Source organism: Bacillus sp. LR--39, from assembly GCF_053613335.1.
Map to the genome: position 1 here is coordinate 1 of NZ_JBSIOT010001192.1, position 605 is coordinate 605.

General features: G+C 48.4%; 1 protein-coding gene and 1 pseudogene. Both read right to left on the minus strand.

Annotation, left to right across the window (positions count from 1 at the left end; genetic code table 11):
- The coding region (hisG, locus tag ACWHAR_RS29355; protein ID WP_452088728.1) for an ATP phosphoribosyltransferase at window positions 1-284 on the minus strand (284 nt) is incomplete at its 3' end.
- Window positions 277-605, minus strand: a pseudogene (locus ACWHAR_RS29360) (ATP phosphoribosyltransferase regulatory subunit); the annotation flags it as partial. The gene hisG and the pseudogene ACWHAR_RS29360, both read right to left, overlap by 8 nt.

Here is a 605-nt window from a genome sequence, read left to right on the forward strand (position 1 = left end):
CATTTGCTGATGTTTAAATCAAGAACCTCATAGACATCTCGTTCTTCTTCTAGCAAGACATCTTTGCCTGCGATTCCGACATCGGCCACCCCGTGCTCGACATATGTTGTGACATCCATCGGCTTAGCGAGGATAAAGCGAAGGTTTTCTTCAGGCACTTGAATGATCAGCTTTCTCGAATCGTCGAATTCTTCCGGGAGCTGATACCCTGCTTTTCGAAGCATATCGGCCGCTTCCTCAAATATCCGCCCTTTCGGCATCGCAATCGTCAATTCCTTACCCATGCTTCTCTTCCTTTCTGGCTCCGATAAAATAGGTCACGTTTTGAAAAGACTTTGTCATTTGATCAATATCTCCGATTCCCGCTAAGTCCTGCATGACGACTTTTTTGCCTTTTCTTCGTTCTTCTTCGGCAAATCTGATTGCCTCTTTTCTCTGTTCTGTGCTGAAGATGACGACATCGATCTTTTCTTGTTCTTCCGCCGGCTTCAATGCTTCCAGCAGCCTGTCAGTCCTGATGCCGAAACCGGTTGCCGGTGCGGGTGAGTCGAAGCGGCCGAGAAGCTGATCATATCTGCCGCCGTTTCCGATCGGAAAGCCGACGT